Below are 13,747 nucleotides of genomic sequence, written 5' to 3'. Positions count from 1 at the left end.
CTCTTGGGCGAGTCCTGCCGAAAACACGGGCGCCATCCGCGAGCTCTTGTTTCGCCTTGTTACCGCACCGTGAAGCGAGGCTATATTTAGATTACAACCGGTTAAACAATGGTCGAAAATCAGGTTTGCAACAGCTCAATTACGGCATATGGCGGAAATGTTCGCGAATAGTTTTCTTCGATCCGTTAAATTTACTCGGTAAATACCATGTCACGACTATACATCGTTCGCCGTACCGATCAGTCATGCCTGACCCGGGGTGTGGACAATTCAGCGGCGACCTCTCGCCGCAGGGCGTAAACCCTCTTTTCACTCAAGGCGGATACGGTTACCCCTTCGCTTGGGAAGTCGGGGAGTTACCGAGAGCATGCGTAAACGGACGAGGACCCTTTTGGGCGCCCTGGCCGCCGCGGCCTTCGTCGCTACGGCGCCGGGGAGCGCCAGCGCCGACGGATACTGGCAATGCGTGCCGTTCGCGCGGCTGATGTCCGGCATCCAGCTGTTCGGCGATGCCTGGACCTGGTGGCAGCAGGCCGCCGGCCGCTACGAAACCGGGTTCCAGCCGCGCGCCGGCGCCGTCCTCTGCTTCAAGCCCACCGCCCGCATGCGCCTGGGCCATGTGGCCGTGGTCAGCCAGGTGCTGACCGACCGTGTCGTGCAGATCACCCATGCCAACTGGAGCCCCATCGAAGGCTCGCGCGGCAAGGTGGAGAAGGACGTCACCGTCATCGACGTCTCGCAGCAGGGCGACTGGAGCGAGGTGAAGGTCTGGTATGACCCCAACCGCGACCTGGGCGGCTCGACCTATTCGACCAACGGCTTCATCTATCCGGACGCCTCGGCGCGGATCATGGCCGACTCGGGCGTGGCCCGGATGCAGAACGGCGCCATCGCCATGGCCCAGTCCGCCGCCTCGCAGATGGCCACCGCCGTTCGGCCCGGCCAGGGCCCGATGAGCCTGCTGTCGCAGGCCGCCGACTCGACCGACCGGATCGCGGCGCTAATCGCGGCCGCCACCCGGGGCGGCGACCCCAGGTAGCCGGTCACGGTTGACGCGTCCGACGACGCGCGCCCAAAAGGGGCGGGCGTCAGGAGGCGCCTCATGCTGAACGTCCTTCGGCGCGGGCAGACCGCGTTCCAGACCGAGGCGGGTGTCGCCGGCTGGCGGCCCGACGCCGACGTCATCTGGATCGACCTCAACAAACCCACTCGCGAGGAGGAGCTGGCGGTCGAGGCCGCGCTAGGCCTGCAGCTGCCGACCGTCGAGGAGATGGAGGCGCTGGAGCCGTCCAGTCGCCTCTACCAGGAAGCCGGCGCCACGTTCATGACCGCCACCTTGCTGGCCCGCGGCGACGGCGACGCGCCGTTTTCCACCCCGGCCACCTTCGTGCTGGCCGCCGGGCGGCTGGTCACCCTGCGCTACGAGGACCTCAGGGCCTTCACGGTGTTCGCCGGCCATGCGGCCGAGAGCGGGACCGCCAGCGGCTCGGCCGCCCTGCTGGGCTTGCTGGACGCCATCGTCGAACGCCTGGCCCAGGTGCTCGACCTGACCGGCGACCGGGTCGAGGCGGCGTCCACCTCGATCTTCAAGCGGCCGCAGGGGGGCGATTTCCGGCCCCTGCTGACCGGGCTGGCCCAGGCCCAGTCGGTGACCTCGCTCACCCGCACCTGCCTGGTCAGCCTGGCGCGCCTGCTCAGCTTCGCAGGCCTGGCCCTGGAGATCTCCACCGACGCGGACTGCAAGGCCCACCTGGAGAGCCTGCAGCGCGACACCCAGTCGCTCACCGACCATGCCAGCCACCAGTCGGGCCATATCGCCTTCCTGCTGGACGCCGCCCTGGGCCTGATCAACATCGAGCAGAACGGGATCATCAAGTTCTTCTCGGTGGTGGCGGTGGTGTTCATGCCGCCGACCCTGATCGCCTCGATCTACGGGATGAATTTCGACATCCTGCCCGAGCTGCACTGGCGTGGGGGCTATCCGATGGCGCTGCTGGCCATGGTGGTCGCCGCCATCCTGCCGGTGGTGTGGTTCAAGCGCCGCGGCTGGCTTTAGGTCGTCAGACCGCGTTTTCGAACCGGCGTTAAGGCTGTCGCGCAACTCATCCTTAAAGAGCTGGGCGGCATGGTGAACGCGCAGGTCGCAATGTCCACAGTTCCCCAACAGCATCATCTGGCGGTCGACGCCCAGTCCCTCCGGGAGTCCCTGGACGCCCATTCGCGCTATCTGGCCGGGCGTTCGGGCGGCCGGCGGCTGAACCTGACCTATGCCGACCTGGCCAATTGTTCGCTGGAAGGCCTGGACCTGCGCGACGCCGACCTGACCGGCGCCAGGCTGAGCGGCGCGACCCTGGCGCGCTCCAACCTCTCCCGCGCGATCCTGTTCGGCGCCGACCTGCGCGAAGCCGACATGCGGCATGTGAACCTGAAGCGCGCCGACCTGCGCGGCGCCTGCATGCGCGGCGCGAACCTGGCCGGCGCCGAGCTGGCCGGCTGCGACCTGCGCGAGGGGCGGATCGCGCTGCAGGACAAACTGGACGGCTTCCGCATCCTGCGCCACGAGCACCGACCGGGCGAACTGAACTATGCGGTCCTCTCCGGGGCCAACCTCGCCGGCGCCCAGATGAGCGGCGCGGTGGCCATGAGCAGCGACTTCACCGACGCCAACCTGACGGGCGCGATCCTGACCGGCGCCAAGCTGATGCGCGCGGTGCTGGACGGCGCCGACCTCACCGGCGCCGACCTGGGCGGGGCGGATCTGACCGGCGCCTCCATGAAGCGGGCGGTGCTGAACGGCGTGAATCTCAACCAGGCGCGGCTGGACGATTGCGACCTGACCGGCGTCCTGCGTGCGCCGCCGCCGATCTTCTACATCGACGACCGCTCGCTGACCGAGGTGGTGGCCGAGCACGAGGCGTTCTGCGACAGCGGCGGGACGAAGGGCGCGACGCTGAAGATGGCCGAGGTCGACTTCCGGCCGATGCGGACCCTGAAGCGCCGCCGGCTTTCGGGCCTGACAGCGCCGAACTCGATCTTCTTCGGCCTGGACATGGAGGGGACCCAGTTCCAGGGCGCGGACCTCTCCGGCTGCGACTTCCGCGGCGCCAACCTGCGCGAGGCCGACCTGCGCGGGGCCCGGTTCACCGGCGCACAGTTGGCCCGCGCCGACCTGCGCGGCGCCAAGATGGGGCCCCTGGCGCTGGGCGAGAACCGCTTCGTGCGCACCGACTTCAGCCGCGCCTCGCTGCGCGGCGCCGACCTGCGCGGCGCCAGCGCCCCTCGCGCCCGCTTCCTCGAGGCCGAGATGGACGGCGCCCGCATCGCCGGCTGCGACCTGGCCGGAGCTGAACTGGAAATCTAGGGGGCGCTGGGCTCGCGCACGGCCTCAGACGCGATCGTGGCCAGGGGGATCGTTCGCCGCCTTTGGAGCCTTCCTGGTGTGCGCCTCGATCAGCGCCTCGGCCGCGCCCCGGGCCGCGCCGGCCGGGCCGTCGGGCCCGAACAGCTGGCTGGTCACGAAGACACCCTCGATCAGCAGCAGCAGGGAATCGGCCAGCTTCTTCGGCTTACGGGCGTCCATGGCGCGGGTCAGGTCGCGCAGGCGGCTCCGCAGCCGGTCCTTGTGGCCGACCGCCACCCGGTGGCCGGGGTGCTTGGGGTCGGGATACTCCACCACCGCATTGGTCAGCCCGCAGCCGCGAGAGCCCTTGCCCAGGGCGCGGTCGCCCAGGGCGTCGACATAGGCCAGGATCTGCGCCTTTGGGTCATCGGGATGGGCGGCCACCGCGGCGTCGAAATTGGACCACATCTGCTGGCCCTGGCCTTCGAGATAGGCGGCGATCAGCTGGTCCTTGGAGCCGAAGGCCCGGTAGAGGCTGGGCTTGGTGGACTGGGCGCGCTCGACGATCTGGTCCACGCCGACGGCCCGCGCGCCCTCGCGGTAGAACAGCTCGCCGGCGGTCGCCAGGATCCGGTCGGCCGCCTTGGGGGTGTCGCTCGGGGGTCGCGCCATGGGTCGCCTTGCAATGCCGCCGGGCGATCTCCAGCTATCGCCCAGAATTTACCGTACCGGTCAGTTACATGCTGATAGCAGCGCGCCGCCCGTTTGGCCAGAACGACGCGGGGGTGGTGGCCGCCTGAGCGCTTCTCTCCCCTGACGTCAGCGCGCTAAGGAAGGCTATGGACGGAACCTTCGAGGAAGAGCCGCGGGCGCGGCGTGTGGCCCTGCCCTCGCGCGGCGGCGAGATGGCGCTCATCGACCTGGGACCGCCGGACCGGCCCGTCGACATCGTCTTCTCCCACGCCAACGGCTTCAACGGGCTGACCTACCGCAGCATCCTGGCGCCGCTGGCCCGGAGCCTGCGCATCCTCGCCCTCGACCTGCGCGGCCACGGCGCCTCGACCCTGCCGACGGTGATCGAGGGGCGGCAGGGCTGGGTGGAGATGCGCGACGACCTGCTGGCCTTCCTGGCCACCGAGCTGGACCATCCGGTGATCCTGGCCGGCCACTCCATGGGCGGCACCACCAGCCTGCTGGCCGCGGCCGCCGAACCGGCGCGGGTAAGCCAGCTGGCGCTGTTCGACCCGGTGGTGTTCGACGCCGGCCTTGCCCCGGGCGCGGCCACCGACAACCGCCTGGCCGACGGCGCCGACCGCCGCCGCGCCAGCTTCCCGGACAAGGCCGCCGCCGTGGCCGCCTACACGGGCCGTGGCGGCTTCCGCACCTGGCGGCCCGAGCAGCTGGCCGACTATGTCGAGGCCGGGTTCCGCGCGACGCCGCAGGGCGAGGTCACCTTGACCTGTACGCCCGCCTGGGAGGCATCCAACTTCCGCACCCACAACTACGACCCCTGGGCTGCCTTCCGCGATGCCCGCTGCCCGATCCGCATCCTGCGCGCCGAGGCGGGATCGACCGCCCGCCTTGACGAAAAGGTGGCCGAACTCCGGGCCACCGGCCGCATCCGCATCGACACCATCCCCGGGACCAGCCACTTCCTGCCCATGGAGCGCCCTGACCTGGTCCAGGCGGTGCTGCGCGAAATGGCCGGCGGCTAGAGCCTTTCCGGTTCAAATGGAATCATTTGAACCAGACAAAAAGGCTCTAAATCAAAAGCTTAGAGCACGACGGGCGCTTGAACCGGTATCCACTTCAAGCTGTCGTGCTCTAGGGTCGATGGGGGAAATGAGCGTCCCTTCCCAACACTTCCCCCATTGTCGCCCGCCTTCGGCCTTGGCGACATTTCCCCCTCATGCGGGGGAAGCAAGCGCCGCGGGTCAGGCAGGCCGCACGGATCTGGGCGTCTAAAGCCCCAGCCCCTCGATCCAGCCCTTGCGGATCTCGGCCAGCTCGGGGTCGGAGAGGGTGATGATCTTGCGGGCCTCCAGGTCGAGGGCGACGCTGATCGCCTGGGCGCTGCCCCAGGGGCGGCCGCTGACCGGGTCCAGCATCCAGTGGACCAGGCGCTGGACGCGCGCATCGCCGCCGGCGACGCCCGAGCGCAGCTCGACCCGATCCCCGGCCCGCGGCCAGGCGTGGTGGATCAGCCGGTACTCCAGGGCCGCGCCGCCGACGTTGGTCCGCCCGCCGCCTTGGCCCGGCCGTCCGTGCGCGGCGAACAGGTGCGGGATCGCGTCCGAGAGGCGCTGCATGAAGCCCTCCACCCGCATCCGGCCGAAGGCGTCGCAGTGATCCGCCAGCACCACGCCCAGGCCGGTGCGGGTCAGGCCGAGCTGCTCGGCGCGGCCCAGGCTGGCCTGGGTCTCGATGGGCTCCAGCCCGATCGACCGCGGGGCCGCGCCGTCCGGGATCTCGGTCTTCAGCGCCTCGGCGCGCGCCCGCAGGCGGTCGGACCAGGGAAAGGCTCGCCCGTCGCGGGCGGTGGCGTGGGTCACCAGGGTCTGGAAGCTGGCGGCCAGCTCGCCGCTGGCGTGGCGCATGACGAACAGCAGCCGCGCCTCGGTCTCGTCCAGCGACAGCACCCCGCCGGTCATGGCGAGCGGCGCATTCACCCGGGCTTCGCGCAGGAAGCGGATGTGCTGCTCGCGCACCATCAGGGTGGTCACGGCAGCCGGAGCGAACACGCTGGCCATGCCCAGTTCGCCGGCCAGCCCCGCCAGGCCCTCCATCGAGCGGGCCACATAGAAGCCGACGTTCAGGTGCCCCATGGCGTCGCATTCCCAGGCCGCCACGCTGCCACGCCAGACTTCGACTTCCGCCAAGGCCGCTCAAGCTCCCCTACGCGGTTCGAACTTTAGGGGCGCCCGCGCGGACCCGCCAGCCCCGGCCACGGGCGTCCGACGCCGGCCACGGCGGTGTCGTTGTCTCGGAGCACTCGCGGTCCGCCTTCGTCGCAACAGACGCCTGACACATCGTTCCGATACCTTCTTTGGAGGTCGCGGTTCGAGCCGGGCGGCGCCACAATGGCAGCGGTTGGGAGGAGACCACGCTCATGGCTGACAAGGCCCGCCCCGCGAAGGTGATGATCCGCCGCCATACGGTGGTGACGCGGATCACCCATTGGCTGAACGTGCTGGCGCTCAGCCTGCTGCTGATGAGCGGCCTGCAGATCTTCAACGCCCACCCGGCGCTGTACTGGGGCGCGAAATCGACCTTCGCCCAGCCCTGGCTGGCGATGACCAGGCAGGACGTCGCCGGCGCCCCGCATGGCGTCACCACCGTGGGGAACCTGAAGTTCGACACCACCGGCCTGTTCGGCTGGTCCGGCAAGGAAGGCCTGCGCGAGCAGCGCGGCTTCCCGTCCTGGGCGACCATCCCCAGCTACCGGTCGCTGACCGACGGCCGGCGCTGGCACCTGTTCTTCGCCTGGATGTTCGTGATCAACGGGCTGATCTACTGGCTCTGGGGCCTGATCGGCGGCCATATCCGCAAGGATATGCTGCCCAACCGCGCGCAGCTGAAGCTTAGCCACATCGCCCACGAGATCGTCACCCATGCCCAGCTGAAGTTCCCCAAGGGCGACGAGGCGCGCTCCTACAACGTGATCCAGAAGTTCACCTACCTGGCGGTGATCGTGGTCCTGCTGCCGCTGATGGTGCTGACCGGGCTGTCGATGTCGCCGGGCTTCAATGCGACGGTCCCGGGGCTGGTCGACCTGTTCGGCGGGCGACAGTCGGCGCGGACCTTCCACTTCCTCTCGGCCAGCCTGATCGTCACCTTCGTGATGGTGCACGTGGCGCTCGTGCTGGTGTCGGGCTTCTGGAACAACATCCGTTCGATGATCACCGGCCGCTACGCGATCGAGGTCGAGGCTCCGGCAAAGGGAGAGACGGCGTGAGCACCACCACCAACCGCCGCCGCTGGCTGGGCGTCGCCGGCGCGACCCTGGGCTCGCTGTGGCTCAGCGCCTGCAACAAGCTCACCAACGACCCGACGTTCGCCGGCGTGCTGACCAAGGCCGAGGGCCTGACCCAGCGGGCCCAGCGGCTGGTCACCGACCGCAAGGCGCTCGCCAAGGAGTTCACCGCCGCCGACATTTCGCGGGACTTCAAGCCCAACGGCTCGATCGATCCGACCGACTACGACTACGTCGCCCTGCGCGACAACAAGTTCGGCGACTACAGCCTGACCGTCGACGGGCTGGTGGAGCATCCGCTGGAGCTGACCCTGGCGGACCTGCGCGCCCAACCCTCGCGCACCCAGATCACCCGCCACGACTGTGTCGAGGGCTGGTCGTCGATCGGCAAGTGGAAGGGCGCGCGCCTGGGCCCGTTGCTGGACCGCGCGAAGCTGAAGCCCAACGCCCGCTACATCGTCTTCCACTGCGCCGACACCCTGGAGCAGACCCTGGACGGCACGGGCCAGTACTATGAGAGCATCGACCTGATCGACGCCTACCACCCGCAGACCATCCTGGCCTACGAGATGAACGACGCCACCCTGACCGTCCCGCACGGCGCGCCGCTGCGGCTGCGGGTCGAACGCCAGCTCGGCTACAAGCAGGCCAAGTACATCATGCGCATCGAGGCGGTGGAAAAGCTCGACGACCTGGGCCGCGGCAAGGGCGGCTTCTGGCCCGACCGCGGCTACGAGTGGTACGCGGGGATCTGAGCGAGCCTCCTCTCCCCCCGCGTAGCGGAGAGGGAGAGGGTTGGGAGAGGGTCGGCTGGGCATGAGCGCTCTCCCAGTGGTGAACCAAGGGCCGGCAGCGGTGACGTGGATGGGTCCTGGCTGGACCAGCGGCGGATCACGCTCTCACGCGCCGACCCTCTCCCTACCCTCTCCCTCTCGGCTTTGCCGGGGGAGAGGAGGTGCTAGTACGGCGACTTCGCCACGATCTCCGCCTCCGCCGCGCACGCCGCCGGATCGGGGGCCGGGCCGGCCTTGCGGGCGGCGGCGACTTCCTGGCGGGCGGCGTCCAGGTCGGTGCGGAACGCCGCCTGACCGTGCAGGGCGGCGACCACGATCGAGGCGTTGAGGCGGCCGGCCTCCACGGCGCTGAGGTTGTGCACGCCGCAGACCAGCCGGCCCTCGCCGAACGCCCGGGCGCGGGCCAGGATCTCGGTTGCGCGGTCGGGCGCCAGCTCGGCCAGGATCAGCCCGACAGTCCAGCCCCAGGCGTTATGGCCGGACGGATAGTCCGGACTGGCCGACAGCGCCGCCGACCTCTCTATGCAGGTCGGACCCTCGTCGATCAGATAGGGGCGCTGGCGCCTGTAGATGTCCTTCGGCCGGTTGGTGGCGCGGCTGACATCGACGCCGGCCTTGGCCAGCAGGGCCGCGGTGCGCGGTGCGTTGTCCCGGGTCAGTGTCACCCCCAGCGCGCAGGACAGGCTCTTCACCAGGCCGCCCTGGTCCACGTCGCCCTGGGCCATCTTCCAGCGCGGCGTGTCCTGCAGCCGGCGGGTCTCCAGATAGGTGGTGCGGTCGGCCTGGTAGCGGGTTGAGCCGGCGACCGGCGCCGGCGGCAGGATCCGGTAGGTGTCGGGGGCCATGTCGCCGAGATAGCCGCCGGGACCGGCCGCGGGCATCGCGGGGGCCGGCGGCGGGGCCGTCGCCGCCCCGATCAGCCCGAGGGCCGCAACCGCCGCCAGAAGAAGCTTCGCCCGCATGCCCATCCATCCTCCGCAACCGTCGGCCCGGTGTCGCAGACGGCCGCCCGGCTTTCAACCGGCAACTGTCACAATTAAAAAACTTGACTCTGAAATTGATTTTCTTAATTTCCAGGCATGGACAACGCCGGAAAACAGGACTGGCAGGCGCTTACCGAGCTCACCCAGGGGCGGGCCATCGTGGTCGAGCGGGTGCGGCTGGCCGAGCGCGGGATCGCCATCGAGGGCGCCTTCGAACTGCCGAAGCTGGCCCAGCTCGCCGCCGAGGACCAGGTGTTCGTGGCCGCCTTCGTGCGCAGCCACGGCTCGATCAAGGAGATGGAGCAGGTGTTCGGCGTCTCCTACCCCACCGTGAAGGCCCGCCTGAACCGCATCGCCGCGGTGCTGGAGACGGTCGAGACCGATCCGCAACCCAGCCGCGCCGAGGTGCTTGACCGCCTCAACCGCGGCGACATCACCGCCGACCAGGCGGTCGCCGAACTGGAGGGCCGTCGATGAGCGCGAAATTCCTGGAGCCGGCGCCGGTGGCGCTGAGCCGCCGCGACCCCAGGGTCCGGCACGAGCGCCGGCGTCGCCGGGCCGCGCGGCCGGAGGCGAGCGGCGAGCCCTTCCGCATGAGCCTGTGGCTGCCGCTGACGCCGTTCTTCTGGATGCTGGCGCCCTTCGTGGTGTTGCTGGCGCCGCTGCTGTTCCTGGCGCCGCCGCTCTGGCGGATCAATCCGTACGCGATGGTCGTCGCCATTGGCCGCGTGCTGACGTCGCTGAGCGGGATCGATGTCGACGTCGATGCGCCGGACGCCCGCGTCCGCATCAAGATCCTCTGAAGGAGACCGCCATGAACGACGACCGCCGTTCGATCCTCGACATGCTCGCCGAGGGCAAGATCAATGCCGACGAGGCCGAGCGCCTGATGAGCGCCCTGGACCGCAACCCGCAGCCGGCCGAGTTCGCGCCGGAGCCGGGCTATCCCGCCAACCGCGCCAAACCCAGGTACCTGCGGGTCTGCGTCGACACCGACGAGCCGGACGAGGGGCCGACCAAGGTCAACATCCGCGTGCCGATGCAGCTGCTGCGCGCCGGCGTCCGGCTCTCCAGCATCATCCCGCCCCAGGCCCGCGACCAGGTGAACGCCGCCCTGCGCGAGCACGGCGTACCCTTCGACCTGCACCAGCTGAAGCCGGAGAACCTCGAGGAACTGGTCGACCAGCTCAGCGACCTGACCGTCGACGTGGACCAGGAGAAGACCAAGGTGCGGATCTTCTGCGAATAGGGCCCTCGGGCTGCTTTGAGACGTCGCGTTCCTCCCCTCTTCGGGGGAGCAACTTGCCGCTACTTCGCGAACAGCTTCGCCCAGCGCGGCTTCACGCGGGTCTTCCACGCGCCGCGGTGCCAGGCGTCCGAGGCGATCAGCGGGACCACGGTGGTGGCCTCGGCGAACACCATCTGTTCCCAGGTGACGTCGACCTTGCCCCAGGAGCAGGCCTCCTTCAGCGTCGAGGAGGAACAGGCCCCGTCGCGCACGTCGGCCACGGTGATCTGCACGGCATACTTATGCATCTCAGCCTCATGGCCGAGGATCTCGGCGCACACGACCGTGTCCTGGGCGAAATTCTTCGGCACGCCGCCGCCGACCATGAACAGGCCCGTGGTCCCGGCCGCCAGCTTGATGTCGGTCAGTTCGCGGAAGTCGGCCACCGCGTCGATGGTGACATAGGGCTTGCCGGCCTTCATCCGCTCGACCTGGTGCTTGACCAGGCCGAAGCCGGCCGATGAGTCCACGAACGCCGGGCAGAAGATCGGCACACCCTCGCGGTAGGCGACCTCGATCAGGCTGTCGGGCTTCTTGGCGTTGCCGGCCGCCAGCCACTTGCCCATCTCGTGGATGAACTCACGGCTGGAATAGGCGCGCGGCTCCAGGCTCTCACAGATCTCGTAGATCGTGCCGTCGCAGTTCTGGAGCTCTTCCTCGTCGATATAGGTGTCGTAGATCCGGTCGATGTAGAGGTCGCGCAGGTCGCGGTCGTCGACGTTGGATTGCGCCTGATAGTGCTTGAAGCCCAGGGCCTCGAAGAGGTCCATGTCGACGATGGAGGCGCCGGTGGAGACCACCACGTCGATCATCCCGTAGGTCAGCATGTCGCGGTAGATATGCATGCAGCCGCCGGCCGAGGTGGAGCCGGCCAGGGTCAGCCAGGTCGAGCAGCCGTTGTCCTCGATCGCCATCGACAGGATGTCGGCGGCGCGCGCCGTGTCGCGGCTGGTGAAGCTCATCTTGCGCATGGCGTCGATGATCGGCCGGGCGTCGTAGGCGTCGATCGCCACGTGCTCGACGGTGTTGGCCAGCAGTTCGGCCTTGCGGTTGGTCTTCTGAACGTCAGCGTTCATCTTCGGAAGTTCCCTTCAGAGGGTGATCGCCCGTCCATGGATCAGGCGCGACCGGGACGGAGCGACCGGCCGCGCCTATAGCAGTTGTGCGTGTCAGTTACCGCTTGCGACGGCTCTTGCCGGCGCGGCCCTTGGGACGCGACAGCCGCACGACCTTGCTCCGCTCCTCGTCCTGCTGCTCGCGCGGCAGGCGGATGGTGCGGCCGGCCAGGCCGAACATCGAGGCCATCGGCGCGTCGTGCACGATGGCGGTCTCGGCGTCGCCGAACCCGTTGAAGCGGGTGTTCATCGCCACCCCATAGGCGCCCAGCATGCCGATCTCGATATAGTCGCCTTCCTGGATGTCCTCCGGCAGCCAGAACGGCCCCGGCATGTGATCCATGGAATCGCAGGTCGGCCCGTAGAACCGAAAGGGCTTCAAGGGGCCCTCCACTTCGCGGGCGGCGTCGCCCTCGCCCCGGTACAGCTTCACCGGAAAGGGCCATTTGACGTGCGCCGCGTCGAACAGGCTGCCGTAGCTGCCGTCGTTCAGATAGAGCGCGTCGGCCTTGCGGAGCTCGACCTTGGTGAGGATCGAGGAGGCCTCGGCCACCAGCGCCCGCCCCGGCTCGCACCACAGCTCGCAGTCCTCCGTCACCACCATCTCGGCGAAGCCGCGGCGGATGGAGTCGATGTAGTCGTCCATGTCCGGTGGAACCATGCCGGGATAGATCGAGGGGAAGCCGCCGCCCACGTCCACCACGTCGACCACCACCCCGGCCCGCACGATGGCGCGCGAGGCCTGGGCCATGGCGGCCTGATAGGCGGTCGGGCGCATGCACTGGCTGCCCACGTGGAACGAGACGCCCATGCGGTCCTGGGTGGCGCGGCGCGCGGCCAGCAGCAGGTCCGGCGCCTCGTGCAGGTCGACGCCGAACTTGCCGCTCAGCGAATAGGACGCCCCCTCGGTCTGCACCGCCAGGCGCACGATCAGGGTCAGGTCGTCGGCCCCGTCGGTCGCCTCGAGGATCTTCGCGAGCTCCTCGTGGGTGTCGAGCGCGAAGGTCTTCACGCCGTGCTTGTGGTAAGCCTCGGCGATCGCCCTGCGGCTCTTGACCGGATGCATGAAGGCCATGCGGGCGCCGGGCGCATGCGCCGCCACCAGCTCGATCTCGGGGATCGAGGCCACATCGAACGAATTCACGCCGGTCTTCACCAGGGTCTCGATGACCCACGGCGAAGGGTTTGCTTTCACAGCGTAGAAGACGTCGCCCTTAAAACTGTCCTGGAACCAGCGCGCCGCTACCGCCACCGCATCCGGTCGCGCAAAGGCGACAGGACGTTCGGGTGACCGCTCGCGGACCAGGTCCAGGGGCGTATGATACGTGTGCAATTCACGTAGCCCCCATCAGATAGTTGAACCAAGTCCGGCGTTAGCAGCGCTTTTCAGGACATCGGGTCCGCCGGAGCCGAGGCAAATAGGGGCAATGGACCCCCATGTAAAGTCTTCGTGTGTGCGACGCCTCCGCGCGCCGGGATCGCACCCGCTCCGCGCCCGGCTGCCCGCGTCTTTGAAGCGCGCCCCGGCGCTCCGCTTCGCGCCGCCGGACCACACGCGCCGCTCCCAACCCCACGGCTGTCATCCCGGTTTCGCCACAGGCGAAGACCGGGACCCACCAGGCGCCTGGGTTGACGACTCAATCAGCAGAGCAACCCAAACCCCATCGTCCCGGTCGCCCCGAAGCGGAGGCCCGGAACCCGGGCGCCCGGTTGGTTGCGGTGGCCCGCAATTATGCGATGGCGACAAAGGCTCGCGGGCGCGGGACATCGCGCGCGCCAAAGGCTCTCGCGCAGGAGGTTTGACGTGGAGACCCGGCCCTTCGATCCGGCGGCATACCTGAACGGCGAAGAGGCCATCGCGGCCTACCTCGCCGATGCGCGCGCGCATGGCGGCCAGGAGTTCTCCGAGGCCGTCGAGGTGGCGGCCCGGGCGCGGGCGCCGATGGCCGGGGGATCCGAACGCAAGGTCGCGCAGTACGCGGCGTTAGCGGCGCTCGCTTCGGCGATCCGCGGCTGATACCAACCGCCCTTAATCTGCACCGCAGATGGCCCATTGTCGTGATCCGAGGGATTGGATGCGATCTGGTTCGGCGATGAGGCGGTTCCAGGCGTTGCAGACGGCGTCGAGGATGGCGTCGTAGTCGGCGAAGACGTGGTTGGAGAGCCATCGGCCGCGCAGGTATTCCCAGACGTTCTCGGCGGGGTTGAGCTCGGGCGATCTGGGCGGCAGCGGCAGGAGGGTGATGTTGCCCGG

At 69.0% G+C, this 13,747-nt stretch carries 16 protein-coding genes; 10 read left to right on the top strand and 6 right to left on the bottom strand.

Annotated elements, in window-relative coordinates:
* Positions 1–367: 367 nt before the first annotated feature.
* The 3 genes from Q0R13_RS08125 (at position 368) to Q0R13_RS08115 (ending at position 3,361) form a co-directional block, all read left to right on the top strand.
* Complete coding sequence (locus tag Q0R13_RS08125; protein ID WP_293902131.1) at positions 368–1,039, top strand: CHAP domain-containing protein; 672 nt, start codon at positions 368–370, stop codon at positions 1,037–1,039.
* 63 nt (positions 1,040–1,102) lie between these two features.
* Complete coding sequence (locus tag Q0R13_RS08120; RefSeq protein WP_293902128.1) at positions 1,103–2,056, top strand: magnesium transporter CorA family protein; 954 nt, start codon at positions 1,103–1,105, stop codon at positions 2,054–2,056.
* A 90-nt stretch (positions 2,057–2,146) separates the two neighbouring features.
* Positions 2,147–3,361, top strand: a complete 1,215-nt coding sequence (locus tag Q0R13_RS08115; RefSeq protein ID WP_293902126.1) for a pentapeptide repeat-containing protein — start codon at positions 2,147–2,149, stop codon at positions 3,359–3,361.
* Positions 3,362–3,385: 24 nt separating this feature from the next.
* Here Q0R13_RS08115 and Q0R13_RS08110 read toward each other — a convergent pair whose 3' ends face one another.
* A complete protein-coding gene (locus Q0R13_RS08110) occupies positions 3,386–4,012 on the bottom strand; it encodes a TetR/AcrR family transcriptional regulator (RefSeq protein WP_293902123.1) in 627 nt (208 codons plus the stop codon).
* A gap of 167 nt (positions 4,013–4,179) precedes the next feature.
* Between Q0R13_RS08110 and Q0R13_RS08105 the strand changes: the two genes are divergently transcribed.
* On the top strand, positions 4,180–5,055 hold the full coding sequence (locus Q0R13_RS08105; RefSeq protein WP_293902120.1) for an alpha/beta hydrolase: 876 nt from the start codon (positions 4,180–4,182) through the stop codon (positions 5,053–5,055).
* Between the two features lie 246 nt (positions 5,056–5,301).
* Here the strand turns inward: Q0R13_RS08105 and Q0R13_RS08100 are convergent, their stop codons facing one another.
* Complete coding sequence (locus tag Q0R13_RS08100) at positions 5,302–6,219, bottom strand: thioesterase family protein (RefSeq protein ID WP_366852604.1); 918 nt, start codon at positions 6,217–6,219, stop codon at positions 5,302–5,304.
* A gap of 230 nt (positions 6,220–6,449) precedes the next feature.
* On the opposite strand from Q0R13_RS08100, the gene Q0R13_RS08095 reads away from it, so the two are divergent.
* Both Q0R13_RS08095 and Q0R13_RS08090 read left to right on the top strand, forming a co-directional pair.
* Positions 6,450–7,295, top strand: a complete 846-nt coding sequence (locus tag Q0R13_RS08095) for a cytochrome b/b6 domain-containing protein (protein WP_293902117.1) — start codon at positions 6,450–6,452, stop codon at positions 7,293–7,295.
* On the top strand, positions 7,292–8,068 hold the full coding sequence (locus tag Q0R13_RS08090) for a molybdopterin-dependent oxidoreductase (RefSeq protein WP_293902114.1): 777 nt from the start codon (positions 7,292–7,294) through the stop codon (positions 8,066–8,068). Before Q0R13_RS08095 ends, Q0R13_RS08090 begins: the two co-directional genes overlap by 4 nt.
* Positions 8,069–8,271: 203 nt before the next feature.
* Here Q0R13_RS08090 and Q0R13_RS08085 read toward each other — a convergent pair whose 3' ends face one another.
* Positions 8,272–9,069 carry a phosphatase PAP2 family protein gene (locus Q0R13_RS08085; RefSeq protein WP_293902111.1) on the bottom strand — a complete coding sequence of 266 codons (798 nt, stop codon included), beginning with the start codon at positions 9,067–9,069 and terminating at the stop codon, positions 8,272–8,274.
* A 117-nt stretch (positions 9,070–9,186) separates the two neighbouring features.
* Between Q0R13_RS08085 and Q0R13_RS08080 the strand changes: the two genes are divergently transcribed.
* The 3 genes from Q0R13_RS08080 to Q0R13_RS08070 are packed head-to-tail and all read left to right on the top strand — an operon-like array spanning position 9,187 to position 10,339.
* Complete coding sequence (locus Q0R13_RS08080; RefSeq protein ID WP_293902108.1) at positions 9,187–9,567, top strand: DUF2089 domain-containing protein; 381 nt, start codon at positions 9,187–9,189, stop codon at positions 9,565–9,567.
* Complete coding sequence (locus Q0R13_RS08075) at positions 9,564–9,893, top strand: hypothetical protein (RefSeq protein ID WP_293902105.1); 330 nt, start codon at positions 9,564–9,566, stop codon at positions 9,891–9,893. The genes Q0R13_RS08080 and Q0R13_RS08075 overlap by 4 nt, the downstream gene beginning before the upstream one ends.
* An 11-nt stretch (positions 9,894–9,904) precedes the next feature.
* Positions 9,905–10,339 carry a hypothetical protein gene (locus Q0R13_RS08070; protein WP_293902102.1) on the top strand — a complete coding sequence of 145 codons (435 nt, stop codon included), beginning with the start codon at positions 9,905–9,907 and terminating at the stop codon, positions 10,337–10,339.
* Between the two features lie 59 nt (positions 10,340–10,398).
* On the opposite strand, the gene Q0R13_RS08065 is transcribed toward Q0R13_RS08070, so the two are convergent.
* Together Q0R13_RS08065 and Q0R13_RS08060 are read right to left on the bottom strand one after the other, a co-directional pair.
* Positions 10,399–11,454 (bottom strand): deoxyhypusine synthase, encoded by a 1,056-nt coding sequence (locus Q0R13_RS08065; RefSeq protein WP_293902099.1) that lies wholly within the window; start codon positions 11,452–11,454, stop codon positions 10,399–10,401.
* Between the two features lie 97 nt (positions 11,455–11,551).
* A complete protein-coding gene (locus Q0R13_RS08060; RefSeq protein WP_293902096.1) occupies positions 11,552–12,826 on the bottom strand; it encodes a type III PLP-dependent enzyme in 1,275 nt (424 codons plus the stop codon).
* A gap of 471 nt (positions 12,827–13,297) precedes the next feature.
* On the opposite strand from Q0R13_RS08060, the gene Q0R13_RS08055 reads away from it, so the two are divergent.
* The gene (locus Q0R13_RS08055; RefSeq protein ID WP_293902093.1) at positions 13,298–13,510 is read left to right on the top strand and encodes a hypothetical protein; all 213 of its coding nucleotides are present in this window, start codon (positions 13,298–13,300) and stop codon (positions 13,508–13,510) included.
* A 12-nt stretch (positions 13,511–13,522) separates the two neighbouring features.
* Here Q0R13_RS08055 and Q0R13_RS08050 read toward each other — a convergent pair.
* The coding region (locus tag Q0R13_RS08050) for a transposase (RefSeq protein ID WP_293902091.1) at positions 13,523–13,747 on the bottom strand (225 nt) is incomplete at its 5' end.

The organism is Phenylobacterium sp., assembly GCF_025351295.1.
GTDB lineage: Bacteria > Pseudomonadota > Alphaproteobacteria > Caulobacterales > Caulobacteraceae > Phenylobacterium.
This window is presented reverse-complemented; position numbering and strand designations above follow the sequence as displayed.

What these genes read in the sequence shown, in the direction of transcription:
- Q0R13_RS08125 (WP_293902131.1), top strand. Translation starts at nt 368, where the DNA reads ATGCGTAAACGGACGAGGACCCTTTTGGGCGCCCTGGCCGCCGCGGCC.
- Q0R13_RS08120 (WP_293902128.1), top strand. Translation starts at nt 1,103, where the DNA reads ATGCTGAACGTCCTTCGGCGCGGGCAGACCGCGTTCCAGACCGAGGCG.
- Q0R13_RS08115 (WP_293902126.1), top strand. Translation starts at nt 2,147, where the DNA reads ATGTCCACAGTTCCCCAACAGCATCATCTGGCGGTCGACGCCCAGTCC.
- Q0R13_RS08110 (WP_293902123.1), bottom strand. Translation starts at nt 4,012, where the DNA reads ATGGCGCGACCCCCGAGCGACACCCCCAAGGCGGCCGACCGGATCCTG.
- Q0R13_RS08105 (WP_293902120.1), top strand. Translation starts at nt 4,180, where the DNA reads ATGGACGGAACCTTCGAGGAAGAGCCGCGGGCGCGGCGTGTGGCCCTG.
- Q0R13_RS08095 (WP_293902117.1), top strand. Translation starts at nt 6,450, where the DNA reads ATGGCTGACAAGGCCCGCCCCGCGAAGGTGATGATCCGCCGCCATACG.
- Q0R13_RS08085 (WP_293902111.1), bottom strand. Translation starts at nt 9,069, where the DNA reads ATGCGGGCGAAGCTTCTTCTGGCGGCGGTTGCGGCCCTCGGGCTGATC.
- Q0R13_RS08080 (WP_293902108.1), top strand. Translation starts at nt 9,187, where the DNA reads ATGGACAACGCCGGAAAACAGGACTGGCAGGCGCTTACCGAGCTCACC.
- Q0R13_RS08075 (WP_293902105.1), top strand. Translation starts at nt 9,564, where the DNA reads ATGAGCGCGAAATTCCTGGAGCCGGCGCCGGTGGCGCTGAGCCGCCGC.
- Q0R13_RS08070 (WP_293902102.1), top strand. Translation starts at nt 9,905, where the DNA reads ATGAACGACGACCGCCGTTCGATCCTCGACATGCTCGCCGAGGGCAAG.
- Q0R13_RS08065 (WP_293902099.1), bottom strand. Translation starts at nt 11,454, where the DNA reads ATGAACGCTGACGTTCAGAAGACCAACCGCAAGGCCGAACTGCTGGCC.